The 21,265-nt window shown below is 54.9% G+C and carries 14 protein-coding genes; 11 read left to right on the forward strand and 3 right to left on the reverse strand.

All coding sequences use genetic code 11. The annotated features are described in order from the left end of the window. Positions 1-5: 5 nt before the first annotated feature. The 3 genes from OES20_01170 to OES20_01180 all read right to left on the reverse strand — a co-directional run bounded on the left by OES20_01170 (position 6) and on the right by OES20_01180 (position 4,294). The gene (locus OES20_01170; protein ID MDH3633291.1) at positions 6-2,015 is read right to left on the reverse strand and encodes a putative 2-aminoethylphosphonate ABC transporter permease subunit; all 2,010 of its coding nucleotides are present in this window, start codon (positions 2,013-2,015) and stop codon (positions 6-8) included. Positions 2,016-2,024: 9 nt separating this feature from the next. Further along, positions 2,025-3,149, reverse strand: a complete 1,125-nt coding sequence (locus OES20_01175; GenBank protein ID MDH3633292.1) for a putative 2-aminoethylphosphonate ABC transporter ATP-binding protein — start codon at positions 3,147-3,149, stop codon at positions 2,025-2,027. A gap of 107 nt (positions 3,150-3,256) precedes the next feature. Continuing rightward, entirely contained in the window at positions 3,257-4,294 is a 1,038-nt protein-coding gene (locus OES20_01180) for a putative 2-aminoethylphosphonate ABC transporter substrate-binding protein (protein MDH3633293.1), read from the reverse strand. 304 nt (positions 4,295-4,598) lie between these two features. Here OES20_01180 and OES20_01185 point away from each other — a divergent pair, with 304 nt between their 5' ends. The 11 genes from OES20_01185 to OES20_01235 all read left to right on the forward strand — a co-directional run bounded on the left by OES20_01185 (position 4,599) and on the right by OES20_01235 (position 21,247). Beyond that, positions 4,599-5,651 carry a cobalamin-independent methionine synthase II family protein gene (locus OES20_01185; protein ID MDH3633294.1) on the forward strand — a complete coding sequence of 351 codons (1,053 nt, stop codon included), beginning with the start codon at positions 4,599-4,601 and terminating at the stop codon, positions 5,649-5,651. A gap of 355 nt (positions 5,652-6,006) precedes the next feature. Continuing rightward, positions 6,007-7,851 (forward strand): PAS domain-containing sensor histidine kinase, encoded by a 1,845-nt coding sequence (locus OES20_01190; GenBank protein ID MDH3633295.1) that lies wholly within the window; start codon positions 6,007-6,009, stop codon positions 7,849-7,851. Next, the gene (locus tag OES20_01195) at positions 7,848-8,237 is read left to right on the forward strand and encodes a response regulator (protein MDH3633296.1); all 390 of its coding nucleotides are present in this window, start codon (positions 7,848-7,850) and stop codon (positions 8,235-8,237) included. Before OES20_01190 ends, OES20_01195 begins: the two co-directional genes overlap by 4 nt. After that, positions 8,237-10,441, forward strand: coding sequence for an EAL domain-containing protein (locus OES20_01200; protein ID MDH3633297.1), 2,205 nt, complete (start codon positions 8,237-8,239; stop codon positions 10,439-10,441). The genes OES20_01195 and OES20_01200 overlap by 1 nt, the downstream gene beginning before the upstream one ends. A 6-nt stretch (positions 10,442-10,447) precedes the next feature. After that, positions 10,448-12,529, forward strand: coding sequence for an ATPase, T2SS/T4P/T4SS family (locus OES20_01205; GenBank protein MDH3633298.1), 2,082 nt, complete (start codon positions 10,448-10,450; stop codon positions 12,527-12,529). Between the two features lie 15 nt (positions 12,530-12,544). Beyond that, positions 12,545-13,666, forward strand: coding sequence for a type II secretion system F family protein (locus OES20_01210; protein ID MDH3633299.1), 1,122 nt, complete (start codon positions 12,545-12,547; stop codon positions 13,664-13,666). Between the two features lie 119 nt (positions 13,667-13,785). After that, positions 13,786-14,361, forward strand: coding sequence for a type II secretion system GspH family protein (locus OES20_01215; GenBank protein ID MDH3633300.1), 576 nt, complete (start codon positions 13,786-13,788; stop codon positions 14,359-14,361). 11 nt (positions 14,362-14,372) lie between these two features. Beyond that, entirely contained in the window at positions 14,373-14,957 is a 585-nt protein-coding gene (locus OES20_01220) for a prepilin-type N-terminal cleavage/methylation domain-containing protein (protein MDH3633301.1), read from the forward strand. Further along, positions 14,954-15,376, forward strand: coding sequence for a hypothetical protein (locus tag OES20_01225; GenBank protein MDH3633302.1), 423 nt, complete (start codon positions 14,954-14,956; stop codon positions 15,374-15,376). The genes OES20_01220 and OES20_01225 overlap by 4 nt, the downstream gene beginning before the upstream one ends. Further along, positions 15,369-16,388 (forward strand): prepilin-type N-terminal cleavage/methylation domain-containing protein, encoded by a 1,020-nt coding sequence (locus OES20_01230; GenBank protein ID MDH3633303.1) that lies wholly within the window; start codon positions 15,369-15,371, stop codon positions 16,386-16,388. The genes OES20_01225 and OES20_01230 overlap by 8 nt, the downstream gene beginning before the upstream one ends. 5 nt (positions 16,389-16,393) lie before the next feature. Continuing rightward, positions 16,394-21,247, forward strand: coding sequence for a DNRLRE domain-containing protein (locus OES20_01235; GenBank protein MDH3633304.1), 4,854 nt, complete (start codon positions 16,394-16,396; stop codon positions 21,245-21,247). Positions 21,248-21,265 lie beyond the last annotated feature (18 nt).

Raw genomic sequence — 21,265 nt, forward strand, 5'->3', positions numbered from 1 at the left:
GTTCCCTAGTTAATGCGCCAGGCCTGGGTTCGGCGCACCAGCTTGCGTGAGACGAACTGGTGAATCAGGCGCGCAGCGACATTGGTATAGAAGATCATCATGCCCATCGCCGCGGCGGGAGCAACATCACCGGCGTCATCCATGTTGAGTACCGCCACCGAGGCCAGCGTGGTGTCCGGCGAATACAGAAAAATAACAGCCGACACGGTCGTCATCGCGTTGACGAACAGGTAGATCGATATATCCAGGATCGACGGCAGGCACACCGGTACCGTCACTTTCGAAAGCAACTTGTGGAACGGCTGTTTCAGCGAAGCGGCGACCGACTCGAACTCCCGGTCCATTTGTTTCAACGCGGTGACTGCGGTCAGGTGCGATACCGTGTAAAAGTGGGTGACGGTGCAGATCACCATGATCGCAAGCGTTCCGTAAATCGCATTTAACGGGTTATCGGGATTGTTGAAGAAAAAGATATAGGCGAGGCCGAGCACCATGCCGGGGATCGCCATTGGCATCATCGCGAGGAACTGGAAGGCCGAGCGCGTGGTGAAAAACCCGTTGATCTTCTCGACCATGTAGGCGCCGACGAATACGATAACCGTTCCCGCCAGCGCGGTATAGAGTCCGAGCTGAATCGAGTTGGTATAGGAATTCCAGCCGCCGCCGTCCATGACTTCGAAATTATAGTTGCCCAGGCTCAGGCTCAGGTTGTAGGGCCAGAATTTTATCAATGCCGCGTACTGGCAAACCGCGATCAGACCGACGATAAAAATCGCGATCAGCGAGCAGTAGGCGAGGCAGATCCGGTCGAACTGCTTGTGCGGCTTGGGTGTGTATGGTACCGAGCGTGCCGATAACTGTGCCACCTGTTTCTTTTGCACGTAGCGGTCGATACTGAAAGCCAGCAAGGCCGGGATCAGTAGCACTACCGAAACCACCGCGCCCATCTCGAAGTTTTGCTGGCCGATGACCTGTTTGTAAATATCGACCGCGAGCATGTTGTATTGCCCACCGATAACCTTGGGCAGGCCGAAATCGGTAATCACCAGGTTGAACACGACGAACGCGGCCGAGATCAGTCCGTAACGCGCGCCCGGAATGGTCACGGTCCAGAAAGTTCTCCAACGGCTTGCGCGTAGCGCGGTCGCAGCCTCGTACAGGCGCCCGTCGGAAATTGCCAGCGCGGTGGTGATAATGATCAGCGCGTGCGGGAAGGTGAAAAACACCGACCCCAGGACAATACCGATGGGCCCGTAAATCGACTCGCCCAGCAGTAAACCCTTGATCATGCCCTGGTTACCGAACAGGTAAACCAGCCCGATCCCGGGCAGCAGTGACGGTACCAGGATCGGAATCATCGCGATCAGTCTGAACAGCCCCTTGAAACGCATCGTGCTGCGATTCAGCGCGTAAGCGAACCAGAATGCGAGGCTGACGGTAATGATGGTGCTCAGCACTGATATGAATATCGAGTTTTCGATCGAGCGAAACAGCGCAGGCGTTGAAAAGTAAGTGCGGAAGTTGTCGAGACCGATGTCGGCCGAGGCACGTATCACGATTCGCCTGAAATCGTTCGAGCTGTACTCGTGCCAGTCGGTGTCGTCGACGCGCTCGGTGCCGAACAGAAAAGAGGTATCACCCCTGACCTGCCTGAGCCTGTACATTGTCGGGCTGCGGAAACTGAAGTCGGGGAAGAACTCGGTCGGGGCGAGACGACCGTCGGAACTGGTGACCAGGTCCTCGGGCTCGAACTTCTGTATTTTGTCGTTCTGCGCTGCCGCGCTGAAGGGCTCGCCCCAACCATCACCGGTATTGACCTGAAACTCGAAGTTGGTGAGATCGAAAGCATAAGTCGAAAATGATTTCGACAGCATCGCGTAAAGCGGAAATGCGAGCGCAATCAACAGGTAAAGGCAGATGACCAGTATAAAGCCGACCATGATGCGGTCATCCTTGCTGGTTCTGGGCTTGATCAGCGGTGCGGCGCTAGACGCGATGGTTGCGGACTCCGTCATCTGGCTGGTTTAAGCGCTTCCCGCGGGCGGGAAAATCCAGAGTCTGTCCGCCGGTAGTTTCACGCGAATCGTCGAACCCGTATCGGCCTCAAGTCTGCGTGTCGCGTTGATCGACAGGTCCGCAATCAGGTTCGCACCCCCGAGCGCGCTGTTCTTCAATGAAACGCGCCAGAAGGAGCCGAGAAACTCCATATCCTCGATCTCCACTTCGAGGCTATTGTCCGCACTTTCATCACTGGAATAATCCCCGATTCCCTGTGGCACGATGTCCTCCGGGCGGATAGCCGCCACTACCGGGGCTTCGCGACTAAGCCCGTGACTGCGCGATTTGAAACTCAATTCACCGATGGAAACACTGTTATCGCCATTGACGCGTCCCTTGACCTGGTTCATCGCGCCGATGAAGTCGGCGACGAAAAGGGTGTCGGGTTCGCGGTAGATTTCAGTCGGTGTGCCGACCTGTTCGATGACACCCTGATTCATGACGACGATGCGATCCGCCATGGTCAGCGCCTCTTCCTGGTCGTGGGTTACCATAACCGTGGTGACGCCGAGGCGCCGCTGCAGGGTTTTCATCTCGTGGCGCAGGTGACCGCGTACCTTGGCGTCGAGTGCGGACAGCGGTTCGTCCAGCAATAACAGTCCCGGGGAGGTGGCCAGCGCGCGCGCCAGTGCAATGCGTTGTTGTTGCCCACCCGATAATTGCGCCGGATATTTGGGACCCTGATCGGGTAACCCTACGAGTTCCAGCAGTTCGGTGACGCGTTTCGCGATGGCCGATTTATCGAGCTTTTGATTCTCCAGTCCGAAAGCGATGTTGCGCTCGGCGGTCAGGTTCGGAAACAGTGCGTAGGACTGAAACACGATGCCGAAATCGCGTTCGAAGGGCGGTAGCGCCGAGATATCCACATCGCCCTGGCGTACCGTACCCGAAGTCTGGATATCGAGGCCCGCGATGGCACGCAGTAATGTGGTTTTGCCACAGCCAGAGGGCCCGAGAAAGCATATGAATTCGCCCTCGTAAACCTCGAGCGAGACACTGTCGAGTGCAACGAAATCGCCGAATTTCTTGGTAAGCCGGTCTATCTGGAGATAAACCCCTGGCTTAGCGTCAGCCCCGGTCTGTTCTGTCATGGTCAACCACCTGCTGAATAGGGATAAACCCCAGGAGGAATAACGGCGTAGTCAAAAACGGCCTGACCGGGGGATGGGTCAGGCCGTAATCCAACAATTGCCGTTATTTACTTGGCCTCGGATTTTGTATCGTAGCGTTCCAGCCACTTGGCCAGAATAGCCTTGCGATTGTTCGCGGCGAATTCAAAATCGTTGGGGATCATTTTTTCCAGTAGGTTGGTCGGAAAATGTTCAACAGGTTTGGCAACACCCGGCATGGCAACCACGGCGTAACCGGTGTTGTACATTTCATTAGCCTTGCGCGTGATTGACCAGTCGACCAGGGTCTTCGCAGCCTCGAGTTTATCGGTTCCAGCGATGATCGCGGTTGCTTCCATGTCCCAGCCTACGCCCTCGGCAGGTACGATGATTTCGATCGGTGCACCCTGGGCCTTGGACTTGGCACCGCGGAAAGCGAAGGAAATTCCGATTGGAATTTCGCCAGCGGCGGCTAGCTTGCAGGGCTTGGAGCCGGAATGGGTGTAGCGCGCGATATTCTTGTGTAAACGATCCATGTAATCCCAACCACCCTGTTCCTTGCCGAACATTTGCAGCCAGCTGGATACGTCGAGGAATCCGGTGCCCGAGGAGTTTGGGTTCGGCATGATCAGGTGCCCCTTGTACATCGGTTTGAGCAGGTCGGTCCAGGTTTTCGGCGGCTCCAGATTATGCTTGGCCGCCTCCACGGTGTTGTAACAAACCGCCGCCACCCAGGCGTCCATTCCGACCCACGATGGCACTGCTCCCTTGTCAACAAACTTTTTATCCAGCTTTTCAACACCCTTGGGTTTGTAAGGTTCGAGCATGCCTTCGCTCTTCAGTAGCAACAATGAGGTCGCAGCCAGGCCCCAGACCACATCGGCCTGTGGATTGTTTTTCTCCGCGAGCAACTTGGCGGTGACGATACCGGTCGAATCCCGAACCCATTTAATATTGATATCCGGGTGATCCTTATTAAAAGTCTCGGCATAGCGCGTCAGATCTTCTGCCTCGACTGCCGTGTAGACTGTCAGATCGACCGCGAGTACCGAGTGACTCATCGCCAGCAACGAAACACCCGCCACACAAGCAGCGAGTGAAGTTTTCTTGATCAATTTTTTTAGCATTTCATATCTCCTTCGATTGTTATTGTCGGAACCAAGGCGTCCCCGATTTGTTCTTTTAGATTGCAACTACTCCGGGGAGCCCGGATTTATACCCGGTTGCTCCAGCCGGAGACCTCAGGTGCATACTCTACCCTAATCCGCATATGTTAAAAACAGGTTAAATTTTGTAAGGAACATAGATTGTTTCGATATTTAGGCTTCGGGCAGGTTAATTGGTAATATATCGCCTACGGTAATCCCGGTTTCAAAGCCGACTCGCTTAACCAGCAGATTAACCAGACAACGTGTAAGGAGTTGCTTGCTCATGGCGATAACAACCACCTGTATCGGGGCCTATCCCAAGCCCGATTTTGTCAGGTTGCCGGACTGGTTTAATCACCCCGACGGGCCCGATACAGCTGACCCGACCGCGCTCTGGGAAAAAGCGATGCTTGATCTCGGACCGGATGCACCGGACATCATTGCGCGCGGCGTGGCGCAGGCGATCGATGATCAAGTCGAATGTGGCATCGACATCCCGACCGATGGTGAAATATCGCGTGAGAACTACATCCACTACCATTGTCGTCATCTGCTCGGGTTCGACTTCGTGCACCTGACGCGCAAGGAAGTGCGCGGCGGTACCTACGAAGCCGCTTTACCCACCATCAACGGCCCGGTCTCGATACGCGATCAATTCCTGGTAGCGGACTGGCAACGCGCGCAGGCCAACTGCAAGCGGCCGGTCAAGATCACGATGCCGGGTCCGATGACGATCTCCGATACCAATCATGATGATTATTACCACGATCCGAAAGCGCTAGGGCGCGATATAGCCGATGCCCTGAATGTCGAGGTACTTGCGCTGGCCGCTGCCGGTTGTATCCATATCCAGATCGACGAGCCGCTGTTTGCGCGCAAACCTGAGGCTGCGCTCGACTATGGTTTCGAAAACCTCGAGCGCGCGTTTCACGGTTGTCCGAAGAGTGTGCAGCGTACCGTGCACATGTGCTGTGGCTATCCGGACAAGCTCGACCGCGATGACTACCCCAAGGCCGATCCTGATTCGTATCTGCAAATCGCCGACGCGATCGAGTACTCGAGTATCGACGCGGTTTCGTTCGAAGACGCGCATCGGCATAATGATTTGTCGCTGCTCGAACACTTGCCGACGACCACAGTAATTTTCGGCGTGGTCGCGATTGCGAAAAGCCAGGTCGAAGACGTCGACGATATTCGCCAACGTCTGTCCCAGGCGCTGCATCATATCGATGCAGAGCGCCTGATTGCGGCTCCCGACTGTGGCCTCGGCCTGCTCGGCCGCGAACTCGCCATGGCCAAGCTCAAAAATATGTGCACCGCCGCTCACTCGCTCTAACCACCATTGTCATCCCGCGGCCTTAGCGGGCATCGCGCAGCCTTTATTGTCATCCCGCGGCTCCCGACTGTCATACCGCGGTCAAGCCGCGGTATGACAACTCTTTGCCGGGGTATGACGATTCACAGTGCAGTATGACGGGGTAAAGTCTGCCGGGTTGACGGGCCTTAGAGATACCATGGAACCCGGGTGTCTAACCTGTCACATATCCCTAAGTGTTTGATTGAATTCGGGCAAATCTAAACTAATCTTCAATATGACCGATAACTCTATATAGAGTTGTTACAGCTCGCAGTGGCGCCCGGGCCTAAACCAAAATCAATAGCCTGATCCTATTGATAAACAGAAATAATTTATGCAGATTAACCAACGTTTTGGTTTGACCATGATAATCGCGACCCTGTTGGTCATGGTTGCGACGGTATATCTTCTGTTCGATTATCAACGCAGTAACCGAGAAGATCTGGCACGCGCCCAGGGCCTCGAGCTGGTGCGATTGTTGAGCGGTATGTCGTGGAATGAGCTGGTACCAGAGGCAGGCAGGAAAGGCATACTGGCGGTGTTAAAGCAGGGGCAAAGCAATCCTGATTTTGCCTATGCTGCAGTGGTTGACACCGAGAGTAAAGTGGCGGTCGAAGTGACGCGCTCCGGTGTCATCCTTCCTGAAGGCAAAATTGTCAATGAGCCCACCAGCTGGCTGGGGCAGCGGGTTCTGACTATAGTCGGCGCCGGCAACCAGCGAGAATTCATCGAGTCGCATGCACCGGTGTTTGACGACGGTTTGCACATGGGATTCGTCAGACTCGGCTATCTCCGACCCGGATTGAAATTCAGCTACCACGAAATGCCGTTCCTGGCATCGGTGATGTTGCCGATATTCCTGCTGGTACCATTCTTTTACTTCATGCTGCGTCGCGAAATCAAACCGCTTAAAGAAATCAGTGAGCGCTTTGAAAGTTTAGCCGAGCAAGGGGGTTTAACCCAGATCGAAGTGCCACCCAGCGAGGCACTGAACGATTTTATGGAACAGGTCAGCAGCTATATCGATGCCACCCAAACCCGGATCGAAGTGTTAAGCCAGGAGCACGACGATTTGACAATGTCGAGCAAACTACTGACCTACAAGAATAATCGTGTCGACGCAATCTTGCAGAATTTTCCGGACGCCATCATGGTCATCGACGAAGCCGGCGAAGTCAGCTATGCCAATGGTAAAATTGAACGCTTGCTCGGTGTCGAGGCCGAAGCGATGCTCGGCAAGAAAATCCGCGATTGGTGCGACGATCCGCAAATCATCCCGTTGCTGACTTTTGGTGACGTCAAATCGAACCTCCAGGCTAACCAGGATACGGTTCGGGTCAGGCTGGATGGTAACAGTGAAAAATCACTGCAGTTCAGCGTCTACCCATTGTTCACGCCCAAAAATGAAAGCAAGATACTGGGTCGCCTGGTGGTTATCCGCGATGTATCCGAGAGCCACGAAATGCGTCAGCGCCAGACCGAATTTATTTCGCATATATCCCATGAATTAAAAACACCGCTCAACGTGCTGTCGATGTACAGCGAGTCGTTGTTGACCGAGGGCTCCGACAATGAAGAGTACCGCATCGAGGCGGTGAACGTGATTCATGACGAGGTCGAACGGTTGTCGACGTTGATCAACAACCTGCTCGCAATCAACCAGTACGAACTCGGTGGAGTCGTCGCGCAGCGTAATCACGTGCGCTTGCACGAGTTTCTCGAGGATGCGTTTAACAATATCGCCAAGGCCAGAGGTGTCAAAGATATTGAGTTCGACCTCGATATTCCACGTGAAATGGGCATGGTTTATATCGATAAGGACTTATTCCGAATCGCGGTCAATAACCTGCTGACCAATGCGATCAAGTACAGTAAACCCGGTGGTAAGGTCAGCCTGAGCGCCAGTGAAAATGAAGACAACATCGAAATCGTGGTCAGCGACGAGGGTTATGGTATTGCCGAGAGCGATGTAAAACAGATATTTAATAAATTTTTCCGTTCCACGGACGACAATATAAGGAAGCAGACCGGGCACGGCCTGGGTCTGTCGTTGGCGCGTCAGATCGTATTGATGCACCACGGTGATCTGACCTGTAGCAGCGAGCTCGGTAAGGGCAGTCGCTTTGTTATACAGCTGGAGAAGGTTTCGACACAGATTATGGATGCCGCCGCGTCATGAAGAAAATATTAATTGCAGACGATGAGCCGCATGTGCTGCGGGTGCTGAAACTCTCGCTCGAGAAAGAGGGCTACGCGGTGGAAACCTGTGCCAACGGCAAGGAAGCTCTGACCCGGCTCGAACAGGAACATCCCGATATCCTGATTACCGATATCCAGATGCCGCTGATGACCGGCGAGGAATTATGCCAACACATCGTGCAGGATATGCCTGAGCGCAATTTCCTGATTTTCGTGTTGACCTCGCGCACTGAAATCGAGCACCGCGAGTGGTCACGCAATATCCACAACTTATCGTTTCTCGAAAAACCGGTCAGCATTCGCAACCTGCTGGAAAAGATTGATGGCTACTTTAATTCGACGACCGATAGCTGGAGAGTGTCCTGATGCAGGCGGCGACCGGTAACAGCGTACATTTCGATAATTATCTCGCCTTGCTGAAGGGTTTTGATCCCGCAGTCGAGGGCATGATCGTATTTGATTATGAGGGTAGTTTCGTCTGGCAGGACAGTAGCAATACGCTCGACCTCGATGTGGTAGCACCACAATTGAAAATATTTCGCAACGGCGACAGTGATAATGCACTGACATCGCTAGAAGATGACTCCAACCTGGAGCTGGCGAACCTGCGAAATCAGCATGGCGAAGTAGCCCTGACTCTGTGCCTGTATCTCGGGGCTACCGATAAAACAGTACAAGCGGTAGCCGCTAACGAAAACATCGGCCTGCTGAATGATTTTTTACTCGCCGATTATGAACAGAGCATGGCACTGGCCAGCAAGGAAGACGAGCTCAACCATATGACCGACGAGCTCACCCGGCGTTACGAAGAACTCAATCTGATCTACAAGGCCGAGGACCAGGCGATCAATATATACCATGGACGGGAACTGTTGCGACAACTGGTGCTGAATACATCTCGCTTCCTCAATGTCGATATTATTTTCCTCTACATCGCAGGCAAGAATATCGCGATGCATAAATACAAGAACGATAATCCGTTGTTCGAGTCGGACAAACTGTTTGACTATCTGCGTGACTCGGTCTACCCGTTACTCGAATCGGGGCAGCAATCCCTCGTCATCAATCATGTCGATGATGCAATACAGTATAATTTCACACAGAATACGCCGTACAAGCACGTGGTTAGTCCGATCGTCAACGCTGAAAGCCAGGTTATAGGGCTACTTGCAATCGCAAGCCAGAATTTCAGTGTTGATTTCTCCAATAGCGATCGCAACCTGCTCGACGTGATGTCGAAAAAAGCCTCCAAGATCGCCCAGTCCCATTTCGATCCACTGACTGGACTCGAAAACAGCAACAGCTTTGAACTCATCATCAAGGATTTGTTGAAAGAATCCAAGGGTACCGATTTTAATCATGCCATTGCCAATGTAGATATTGATCGCATGGCGGTGGTAAACGATATCAGCGGACGTGATGTGGGTGATCTGCTGATCAAAAAGGTTGGACAGAAACTCGCCAGCATGGTGCGTTCGCGCGACGTGGTGGCGCGTATCGGTAGCGACAAGTTCGGCGTGTTGCTGGAAAACTGTGACCTGCCGACGGCACAAATAGTCATGAAAAAAATTTCGCACGCGGTTTCTGCCATTGATTTCGAATGGGAGGGCAAGTCACACGATATCAGCGTTAGTATCGGAATTGCCCCGATCACCCCCGAGGCGCAATCGGTGACCAGCCTCATGAACGCTGCCGAAACCGCACGTAACGTGAGCAAGGAACGCGGCCGAAACACCATTCATGTGCTCGATCTTGAAGACGGTGATTTGATGGAACGTAAGGAGCAAATCCGCTGGGTTGGACAAATTCAGTCAGCGTTACGTAATGACCACTTCATGCTGTATGCGCAATTAATCAAGCCTTTGGCGACTAAATCCGCTATACCGCATTACGAAATTCTACTGCGCATGCAGGATAGTGATGGCAGTGTGATTCCACCGGGAAAGTTTCTGCCCGCCGCGGAAAACTTTTATCTGATGTCGAGTATTGATTACTGGGTAATCGACAAGACCTTCAGTGAGCTAGCCGATCATATCCAGGAATCCGGACAGAGGTGCCAGGTCTCGATTAACCTGTCGGGACAGTCGCTGAACGACCCGGTCAGTTTCGCTGCTTTCATCGGCAATAAACTCGAGCAACATGAGCTGGACGCAAATGATATCTGCTTCGAAATTACCGAATCTGCCGCGATCGCCAATATCGACGATGCCCGCCTCTTTATCGACCAGGTAAGCACCTATGGCTGTCAATTTTCGCTCGATGATTTTGGTACCGGTCTGAGCTCTTTTGCCTACCTCAAAAACCTGAAGGTCAGTTACCTTAAAATCGACGGTGGCTTTGTCACCGACATCGTCACGGACCTGGTCAGCGAAAGCATGGTCGCGGCGATCAACCAGGTGGGGCATGCAATGCAGTTGCAAACCGTCGCCGAATTTGTTGAAAACGATGCGATCAGGCAAAAGCTTGTCGAAATCGGCGTCGATTATGGTCAGGGTTATGGTCTTGGCAAGCCCGCTCCGCTCGCCGAAATCTTGTCCAGTCTGCCAAGCACGAAATCGAAGTCGGCGTAGCTAATCGTGTCCGATGCGAATGTAGTCAGCATTGAAGACGGCTTAAGCCCGGGAACGGTCACTAAAAACCGCGTCGGGGCGATGACTCACCTGTTCCCGCGCGGAAATCTGACTGATCCCGAATTGCTCGACGCATTAAGTGCTGCGGTCGACGAAAGCATCGCCAGCCAGGAAGTGCAGTTGATCATCGACATGGTGAGCGTATCCCTGGTTAATAGCAAAGCCCTCGAAATCCTGTTTGACCTGCGCCAGGACCTGGTCAGGGCCGGTGGCTGGTTGAAAGTTACCAATGCCAAGCCGCTGATACGAGACATATTCCTGGTCACCGGTCTGGACCAGGTCATCGATATCGTCAACAGTTTCAATATCGATAAAACCGAGGTGGCCAGGCCTAAAACGACCAGCAGCGAGGGTGTACGCATCGGTGATCTGCTGGTTAACAAGGGACTGCTATCCAAGGAGAAAGTCGAAGAGGCGATCGTACTGCAGAAAAAAAGCGGCAAGCGCCTGGGCCAGATTATCGTCAGCAAAGGCTGGGTCAGCGAAGACGTTTTTCTGACCGCGCTCGGTGAACAGCTGGGAATTCCCCATATCGTGATGCGCCAGGGGCTGGTCGATCAGGACGTATTTAATCAGCTCGAACTCGAGGTATCGCAGAGGCTCAAGGTGGTGCCGATGTTCCTCGTGCACGGCGAGCTTACGTTGGCGACATCGGATCCACAGGCCATCGCCAGCTTCAGCGAAATCGAAGAGAAGTTGAACTGCAAGATCCGTCCGGTACTGGTGCGTAAAAGCGACATCATCAAGACCCTTAACGAAGCGGGATCCGATAATATCTACGGCGCCGAAATCATCGAGGATCTCGAAGACGATTTCGAGTTTATCGACAACGCGCCGCCGGATGATTATACCGGGATCGATGAGCTGGCGGCGGGCAGCCCGGTCATCAACATGGTGAACTCGATTATTCAGCGCGCGGTCCACGACAAGGTCAGCGATATCCACATCGAACCGTCGCAAAAAAAATGCCGCGTGCGCTTTCGCATCGATGGCCTGCTCTACGAAGTCATGACGCCGCGTATCGATTTGCACCCGGCGTTGGTATCGCGCCTCAAAGTCATGGCCAATCTCGATATCGCCGAACGTCGAATGCCACAGGACGGCCGCATCCAGGTGCATACCCAGGGTCGTTCGGTCGACCTGCGTTTCAGCTCGCTGCCCGGGCTGCACGGGGAAAAAGTGGTGTTGCGGGTACTGGACAAGAACCAGTCAATCCTCGACATTGAAAAACTCGGCATGCAAGAGCCCAATGTCGTCACCTACAAGCGCCTACTGGATCGCAGTTACGGCCTGATCCTCGTCACCGGGCCAACCGGTAGCGGTAAAACCACGAGCCTGTACTCGGCGATCAATTATCTCAACAGTCTCGAGAAAAATATCGTCACGATTGAGGACCCGGTCGAGTACCAGCTTGATATCGTTAATCAGAACCCGGTGCGCGAAAACATCGGCCTGAGCTTCGCCAAGATGCTCAAGCACGTGCTGCGCCAGGACCCCGACGTAGTCATGGTCGGTGAAATACGCGAACGTGAAACCGCGGAGATCGCGGTGCAGGCAGCGCTGACCGGGCACCTGGTGCTGTCCACGCTGCACACCAACGACAGTATCGGCGCGGTCACACGCATGATCGACATGGGGGTAGAACCCTACCTGCTGTCCTCGGCCCTGATCGGCGTAGTCGCGCAGCGCCTGGTGCGCTCGATCTGCCCCAATTGCAAGACCGAGTTTCTGGCGAGCCCCGAGATGATCGAGAAATACGGCTGGCAGGACCAGGGCAAGGTGCGCCTGTCCAAGGGCCGCGGCTGTGCCGAATGCTACGATGCCGGCTATCGAGGGCGCATGGGCATCCACGAAATTATCGAAACCAATCCCGAGCTGCAGCGCCTGATCATCGCCAATGCGTCGCGCGATGAACTCACTGATTATCTGAACCAGCACGAGATCAAGCTGCTATTCGACGATGGCATCGATCGCGTGCGCGAAGGCCAGACCACGATCGAAGAAATCTGGCGCGCGGTCAATAGTTAGGGACCCGGATGAAGCATGGCGATTAACACCAAACAGCACACGATCGTGGCGCAGGCATCGACACCGACACCCGCATCGGTGCCAAAATTTCAGCTCAGGCAGGCGGTCGGTGACAAGGAGCGTCGCTTCTTCACCGAGCAAATGTCGTTATTGCTGGAGACCGGCACTCCACTACAGGCGAGCCTGCAGGCCATGAAAAAGCAGGTTGACAACCCGGCGATGCTCGAACTACTCGATCAACTCATCGAAGATATCGGCCAGGGGATGCAGTTCTCAACTGCGCTGGCCAAACATCCCGCGGTCTTCTCGACCACCTATACCAACCTGGTGGCGGCGAGTGAGGAGGGCGGCTTCATGCACGAAGTGCTGCGACAGTTGCTGGCTCTGGATGAGAAACGCGAAGAGTTGCGCAAGACCATGGTTTCAGCGTTGTCATACCCGGTATTTCTGCTGGTATTTGCATTAGCCGTGGTCGTGTTCGTACTGGTGGTGGTGTTTCCAAAATTCGCCGACCTGTTTTCGCAAATCCAGGATCAATTACCGGTCACCACCAAATACCTGATGGCAACCAGCAACGTGTTGAAAGATCACTGGATCGAGTTGACGATCGGTCTGGTGGTGTCGATTAGTGGCTTCAAGTTCTGGTCCAAAACCGAAAATGGCATCCGCAAGCTCGACTGGGCCAAATTAAATTTCCCGCTGATACGGCACATATTCGTCCAGCTTTACCTGGTTAACACGATGCGGGTATTGAGCATGTCGCTCGGCAACGGCGTCGGCATGATGGATTCGCTGCATGCCTGCAAGTTTGTCGTCAAAAACAGCTTGTTCCAGGACTTTATCGGGCAGGTCGAAAACCAGGTCGAAACCGGCGCCGGCATCGCCGCGGGTTTTCAGAACATCAGCTTCATTCCGCCGATCGTGGAACAGATGATCAGTACCGGCGAAGAAACCGGAAATTTACCTAAAGTTATGGGCCGCCTGGCCGATTATTTTGAAGGCGAGCTAGCAAGCAAGCTGCAAACCCTGTCACGACTTGCTGAACCAGTGATGTTGCTGATCATGGGGGGTGTCGTGGGCTTGATTGTCAGTTCGCTGATTTTACCGATTTTCAAGCTGACGCGGGTCGTTGGCTGAGGAAAAGCGATAGTTAATGTTAATTGAATCACGGTTTTCTGCGATACAGGCAAATATTTAAAATATCGTGACTATACTCAAAAAAGTTAGATTTACGTGAATTATAAAGGGTGAGAGAAATGCAACCAATCCGCAACACAATTCAGAAGGGATTTACCCTCGTCGAACTGTTGATCGTGGTTATCATACTGGCGCTGCTGGCGGCAATCGTGGTGCCGCAATTCGCTTCATCAACCGATGATGCCAGATTGGCGTCGCTGGATACCACGTTGGGTAACGTGCGCTCGGCGATAGACCTGTATTTTCAACAACACGGAGAATATCCCGGCGAACTCACTGCGGTCGATGCGGCCTGTACGGGCACCGATGGTACTGGTACCGGTGGCGCAGGTGCGCAGGGAGCACAGGCTTTCCTTGATCAACTCAGCCTGTATACCGATGCTGAAGGTGGTGCCTGTAGTATCGCCGATGCCAATTTCCAATTTGGTCCGTACCTGAAGAAAAATACGCTGCCTGCAAATCCGATTACCGGCGTGGCCACGCTTGTAGTTGTTAACGATGGCGACCTGGTGATGCCCGGAGATGGTGCCAATGGCGGCTGGAAATACGATATCCTGGTCGGCAAGTTTATTGCCAACGATACCACCGACATCGATGGTGCAGGCCCAGGTACGGAAACTTACGATCAGCGCTAGGTTTCAACAGTGTGTACCGCGAGCAAAATCCTAAGATTAAACTGTATCAAAAGCAGGCTGGTTTCAGCCTGCTGGAAATTTCCATTGTAGTACTCGTTCTGGGAATCATGGCCATCGTCGTGATCCCCGATTCTTCTCCCACCAATCAGCAGAAACTCGATCTCGCCGCAGAACAGATTGCGCAGGCGTTGCGCTTTGCACACAGCGAAGCATTGCGCACTGGTGAACATCACGGCGTTACCATCAGCCAGGTCACGCAGACCATCACGGTAAAGAAATGGGACCTGACCACGGACCCGGTCAGCACCGAGCTGGTGCCGTACCATCCGGTCGACAAGCAAAGCTTCGTCTTCGATGCCGATACCATGAGCCTCGCCCCGGGCGTATCGATTATCAACAGCAGCGATATTTTCAATTACGTGACAATCGGCCGTCGACGCAGCCTGATTTTCGATCCTGAGGGCGTGCCGGTATGGGTGCTCGGTTCTGACGATAGCATCTACCGGTTACTCGACGGGATAGTCGAACTCAGTAATGGTCAGAATCAGCGCAATATTGCAGTCGCACCGCTAACCGGCCGGGTGACGGTGCAATGAAACATCGGCAAGCGGGTTTTTCCTACATGGAACTGCTGATCGCGACCCTGCTGATCGTGATTATGCTGGTGCCGGCGCTGGATGCGATGCAAAGCGGCATCCAGGGTAGTGGTATCCATACCCAACTCGCCCAGAACCAGTATCGAATGATCTCAAAGATGGAACAGACCCTGGCGTTGCCGTTTAGCGAACTGCTGACGCAGGCCGACCTGGTTGCCGACCCGACCGTACTGATACCCGCACCTTATTCCGATAGCGCGGGTACCGAGTCACGCCGCTTGGTATTTCTGGCACGCTACGATGGCGATAACGCCGATGCCGATGACGATCCGTTTACCGGCATCGATGCGGGACTTTTGTGGGTGCGGGTAACCATCGAAGATAGTCCACGCGCACTGGAGACCGTGATCGTTGAATAGCTTCCCACCAACCTGGTCGTCACCAGGGTTGCTCTCCAGCCGCGACGGTTTTACCTACGTCGAACTGATGATTGCGCTCGCGATCGCGTCGCTGATTATTCTCGGTCTCACTGGCGTGGTCAACCAGGCGCTGCAGTCGCAGGATGCCGTCTCGGAAACCAATCAGCTGACGCGCGATGCGCGCTTCGCGATGCAGCGCATGCTGCGCACGGTTGCCCATTCGCGTCGCTTGTTGCTCCCATTACGGGATAAACCGGCATCCAACTGGCCGGAAAATATCCGTGAGCAAACCGTGCCGCCGTCGCCACCGATCGGTGATAGCACGCTCGCGACCGCGGTGCTCGCGGTGACGCTGCCGGCTTATGTCGACCTGGACAATGACGGCTTCCCGGATGCCGACGACGATCGGGATGGGCAAATCGATGAGGACTTGCCTAACGACAATCAGCACGATTTCTTCCCCGGCATTATGCTGATCGACGACGATGGCGATGGTCAGGTCGATGAGAACCCCTCCTTCTGGTGGGATGATGACGAAACCAACGCGATTTACAACGAGGATCCGCTCAATGGTATCGATGACGAGGGTGATAATAACGTCGATGAAGATACAGCGAGCGACCAGAATGGTGATGGTTGTCCTGGAACATGCGGAGTCGATGACGATGGAGACGGGGCAATAGATGAAGGCAGCAACGATGACGATGATGAGGATGGAAATACTTTCGACGATCCCTATGACCCGGTCGTCTTTTACCTGAGCAGTGGGTCTCTGGTCGAACGCATGCCGGCACCCTGGGATACAGACGGTATCAGCGTGCCCGATGGCCCGGTCGATGGTCGTGATTTCATCGAATCGGTGATTGCCGAAAATGTGACCCGCTTTCGCGTCGAGCGCGTGGATAACAGTAGTGCGATCGAAATCATCGACCTCACGCTCGAACTCACCAGTCCGATCACCGGCGAAAGCGTGAGCCTGCAGAGCCAGGTACGGCTCGGGGGTGCGTTGTGATCCGATTGGCACATCAAGCCGGCTATATCCTGATGCCGGTGATCGTCGTGATCACGCTTGTGGCGGCGATCGCGCTGCTGATGAATACCGAGAGCGCGCTCGAAAGCAATACCGCCGGTAGCGAACTCGACGCGCAGCAGGCGCAATACGTCGCCCAGGCGGGGTTGAATAACGCCCTGTGGCTATCCCGGCAACAGGGTTGCAGCGCCTATACCGACCTTACTAACGTCAGTCTCGGCAATGATCAATACACTACTATCCTGACCACCGATCTCGGTACCACGACGAATTACTCGATCCCCGTGGATCAGGATGCGTGGATCCGTAGTAGCAATCCAAGCGCCAACAATGCGATTGATGACGGATTACATACCCGGTTCGAGGACGGAGACAGTGAACGATCGTTGTTACGCTATGACCTGTCGGCATTACCGGCAAATGCCTCGATATTGTCGGCGACAGCGTGGTTTTATGTCACCAATCCCCACCCCGAAGGGCCAATCGATATTCATGCATCAACCGCCGACTGGTTGGACACGGACGCTACCTGGAATTCGATGGGTGACAAGATGGATAAGGTGGTTTTAACCAGTATTCCCGCTCAGCCGACTACGAATGTCTGGGTATCCGCAAACCTGACTTCACAAGTACAAGCCTGGGTTAATGGACAACCCAATTACGGCATCACGCTGGATTCGAACAGCGAGGGCAGTTTTGGCGAATACAACAGTACTGAATCGGCAAATGCACCCTATCTCGAAGTGGTCGTCGGTACGTCACCCTCTTCACCGGCCACGTTGAAAGCCGTGGGGACGCTTGCCAATGGCGTAACCCGCTCAATTACCCGTGATGATGTTACCCTCTACCAACATCCCCCGACCATGCTTCATTTTCAGCCCGATGCCGTGGAAGGGGAAGACGCCGAAATCTGGGATCAGGCACCCAACAATAACTACGGCGCCGCGGCTGAAACCTGGGTTTCGTCCGCCAGCAACGATAAGACGCGTTCGCTGCTGCGCTTCAACCTGGACGCGATACCGGCCGGTGCCAGAATTCTGGGCGCCACGCTGTCGCTTTATCATCGTGACGGTAGCGATTCGAATGTACCGGTTAGTGCACACCGCATCACCAGTGACTGGATCGAAAGCGAAGTCACCTGGAACAATCGTGATAACACCAATACCTGGAACAATCCCGGCGGTGACTATGATCCCGATGCCGTTTCCACCACGCTGGTGGATTCTGGCGGAACGCCGGACCCGCAGCGATATGAGTGGGATATCAGCAGCCTGGTACTGGGTTGGATCAATGGCAGCTATCCAAATTTCGGCGTGGTACTGCTCGTCGAACAAGCCGGCTTTTCGGGCGAGCGCTTCGATACCAGCGATCACGCCGATCCGACCCATCATCCACGCCTGAACATCAGTTACACCTGCGCCTGCGGCGAAGCCTGCGTCCCGCCGCAGGGTTCGGGCAAGATCGCGATGATCGGGAATTATTTTTTCGGTAGCCCAGACCCCAGGGACAGTGAAAAAGAAGCCATAATCGAGTCCTGGGGTTACGAGGTTGATATTCTGGACGACGATACAATCGCCTCCATCGACTTCAGCAACTATGACCTGGTGTATATCTCCGAAACGGCTGCGAGCGCAACAGTGGGTACCCAACTGACCAGCCGATCGATCGGAATAGTCAACGAACAGGGTGATCTGAACGATGAACTCGAACTTGCCGATGCCAAGGCGACCAAGGTTGGTAGCACCATCGATATAGTTGATAACAGTCATTATATAACTGCTCCTTTTGCACCCGGAACCTTGCCGATTTACTCGGCCGAGATGGAACTTCTGACCGTATCCGGCACCGAAGCCCCGGGACTACAAACCCTGGCCGATGTGGATGCTGTGGGCAGCCTGGTGCTACTCGATCAGGGTGCAATAACTAGCGGTGGCGGTCCTGCAGCCGGACGTCGGGTCACGTTACCACTGGGCAGGGCTACAAATAGCAACTTCAACTGGGATCAATTGAATCATAATGGCCGCCTGATCGTGCAACGCGCACTCGCTTGGGGCATCGGCGTCGATATGGTAAGCAGTGGCAATCTGCTGCTGGTGGTGGTCAATCCTGGCAGCCTGAACACCCAGGAAAGCGCGAAAAAAGCGTTGATCGAATCCTGGGGTTATACCGTCAACCTGATCGACGAATCCGACAGCCAGGCCAATTTCGATGCGGCCGCCGCCGCTAATGACGTCGCCTATATCCCGCAGGACATCACCTCGTCGAACCTCGGCACCAAGCTGCGCGACGCCACCATCGGCGTGGTCAACGAGGAAGGTGAACAAGTTGACGAGCTGGGTATCTCCCAGGACAAGCTGTTCAAGAGCCGGCACGAGATAGACGTCATCGACAACACTCACTACATCACCCAGCCTTTTGCATCAGGTCTGCTAACCATTACATCGAGTGACCAGTCGGTGCACATGCTGGCCTCAAACCAGGCCCCCGGTCTCCTGACGCTGGGGCAGAGCTTCAATACAGGAGCTCTCTGGGAGCCCTCGCTGGCCGTTATAGAGACGGGCGACGATCTCTGGGGCGGTGGCACGGCCGCCGGACGCCGCGTCCAGTTGCCCTGGGGCGGTGGCACCTTTGATATAAATCAGCTCACCGACGATGGGCGCACGATCATGCAACGAGCGATCGAGTGGGCCGCTGGCGCCGGCTGCGCTAGCTCGCCGCCGCTGCTGTTGGTTGTCGGCGACGCGGCTACGCTTTCCAGCAAGGACGCTGGCATGAAGTCCCTGATGGAGTCCTGGTGTTATAGCGTTACCCTGATCGACGACAGCGACAGCCAGGCCAATTTCGATGCTGCGGCCGCGGCGGTTGACGTTGTCTACGTGTCGGGCACTACCTCGGGTCCTGCATTGCTTGATAAGCTGACTGGATCACCGACACCCATCGTTAACGAGATCAACGGCAAGCTGGATAACTTTGGCTTTTCCAGTTCGACCGCCTCCAGCGTGAGCGCAAGCACTTTTAGTGCCACCGATGCGTCGCACTATATTTCCGAACCCTTCGGAGGTAGTGCGGTTACCGTATTCTCAACCAGTCTAACGATGCCGATTCCTGGCGGCACGCTGGCGCCGGACCTGCAGATTGTCGGCGAAACCACCGGTGCGATGCCAGCGCTGGTAACCCTAGAGAACGGCGCGCAAAGATGGGACGGCAACCCGGCACCGGCGCGACGGGTACACCTGCCGTTCACCAATGCGGAACCGATCCAGCTGACCGCGGACGGGGAAACCCTGATGCAACGTGCGATCGAGTGGGCCGTCGGTGTGGGTATGCCACCACCGGGCTATCTCGACGAATTTAACAGCCTGACCTGCGATCCTGCATCGGATTACACCGGCAGTGACGGACTGCTCGACTGGAGCCCCTGGGCCTGGACCGAGATCAATGAATCCGACGGCCCCTGCGCGGGCCAGATACAAATAGCAACCGATCCCCTGATCGACGATCCCGGTAGTCATCGATTGCGCGTCGACGGCCAGAATGTGCGCATGTACCGGACGGTCGACCTGACGGTATTGACCAATCCGGAATTGAGCTTTGATTACCGGCTGGTGGACTATCCGCTGGACGATTTCATGCGCATTCGCGTCAGCACCAACGGTGGCATCGACTGGACCGAGCTCGACCGCTTCGAAGGTCCGTTTGACCATACCGAATACCAGTCGGCGAGCTACGATCTGTCACCTTTCGTCGCCGCCGATACCGTCGTCCAGTTCGAGTTCAACGGTGTCAGCGCGATTCGCCAATCGTACATCGATAACGTGCACATTCAGGAGTCTGTAGCCGGTCCGCCTGCCGGCCCCGGCTACACCGAAATGTACCAGCCGTGGAGTGCGACTAGCGCAGACACCTGGCAAACCGTCGATCTCGGCGCTTTCGGTGTGCCTGCCGACGCGGTGGTCGAGGTGGCGGTAACAAACATTGATACCGGCAGGGAGAATTTTGGCGGGGTGCGTGCGCTCGGTTCGAGCCTGGAGCGGCGTTTCGCGTTGCACGAGGCAGAGAGTGGCGGTGTCGATGCAGTGACCATGCACGTGCAAACTGATGCCAGTAGCCAGATTCAACATTACGCCGATCGGACCGACCGGATCAGTTTCATCCTGCTTGGTTACTGGACGGGAGCGAGCTATGTCGAGCGCTTCGACGCTTTCAAGGCGGGCGCGAATGCAAGCTGGCAGCCACATGACCTTGGGGCGTACGGGGTCGGCCCGAATCAGGTTGCCGAGATCGCGCTCTCGCAAACCAGCACCTCAATCGAATGGCTGGTCGGAGCGCGGCGGCCCGGTTCCGGCCTGACGCGGCTGCTCCCGCTCCACGAAGCGCAGGGCGGTGGCATAGACATGGTGACCCTGATGGCGGGGACCGACGCGTCGTCGATCGTCGAGGTATATGCCGAGGCGGACTCGGTCGTCGATTTCCACCTGCTCGGCTACTGGAGCACACCACCGGGCACTTACACCGAAACCGGGAACGTACATGGGCAGGCAACGTTGGCTGGAAGCTGGGAGACTACCGATTTATCGAGTTTCGGTGTGCCGGCGGATTCCATCGCACAGTTCGTAATATCGAACGAGAGAGACGCCAATGAAAACCAGATGGGCGTGCGCGCAACCGGATCGACGATACCTAACCGACGCCTCGACCTGCAGGAAGCGGAATCGGGCGGGGGCGATCTCGGCACCATGCACGTCCAGGTCGATGCCAGCGCGCAGATCCAGTGGGCCGCCGAGTACGGTGCTACCGAGGGTTTCTTTTACCCGGTCGGCTGGTGGGTGTTGTCGCCCTAAAAATCGATCGAATTGTCA

The organism is Gammaproteobacteria bacterium (assembly GCA_029862005.1).
In the GTDB taxonomy this organism is placed as follows: Bacteria; Pseudomonadota; Gammaproteobacteria.

What these genes read in the sequence shown, in the direction of transcription:
- OES20_01185 (MDH3633294.1), top strand. Translation starts at nt 4,599, where the DNA reads ATGGCGATAACAACCACCTGTATCGGGGCCTATCCCAAGCCCGATTTT.
- OES20_01215 (MDH3633300.1), top strand. Translation starts at nt 13,786, where the DNA reads ATGCAACCAATCCGCAACACAATTCAGAAGGGATTTACCCTCGTCGAA.
- OES20_01170 (MDH3633291.1), bottom strand. Translation starts at nt 2,015, where the DNA reads ATGACGGAGTCCGCAACCATCGCGTCTAGCGCCGCACCGCTGATCAAG.
- OES20_01190 (MDH3633295.1), top strand. Translation starts at nt 6,007, where the DNA reads ATGCAGATTAACCAACGTTTTGGTTTGACCATGATAATCGCGACCCTG.
- OES20_01180 (MDH3633293.1), bottom strand. Translation starts at nt 4,294, where the DNA reads ATGCTAAAAAAATTGATCAAGAAAACTTCACTCGCTGCTTGTGTGGCG.
- OES20_01175 (MDH3633292.1), bottom strand. Translation starts at nt 3,149, where the DNA reads ATGACAGAACAGACCGGGGCTGACGCTAAGCCAGGGGTTTATCTCCAG.
- OES20_01210 (MDH3633299.1), top strand. Translation starts at nt 12,545, where the DNA reads ATGGCGATTAACACCAAACAGCACACGATCGTGGCGCAGGCATCGACA.
- OES20_01200 (MDH3633297.1), top strand. Translation starts at nt 8,237, where the DNA reads ATGCAGGCGGCGACCGGTAACAGCGTACATTTCGATAATTATCTCGCC.
- OES20_01225 (MDH3633302.1), top strand. Translation starts at nt 14,954, where the DNA reads ATGAAACATCGGCAAGCGGGTTTTTCCTACATGGAACTGCTGATCGCG.
- OES20_01195 (MDH3633296.1), top strand. Translation starts at nt 7,848, where the DNA reads ATGAAGAAAATATTAATTGCAGACGATGAGCCGCATGTGCTGCGGGTG.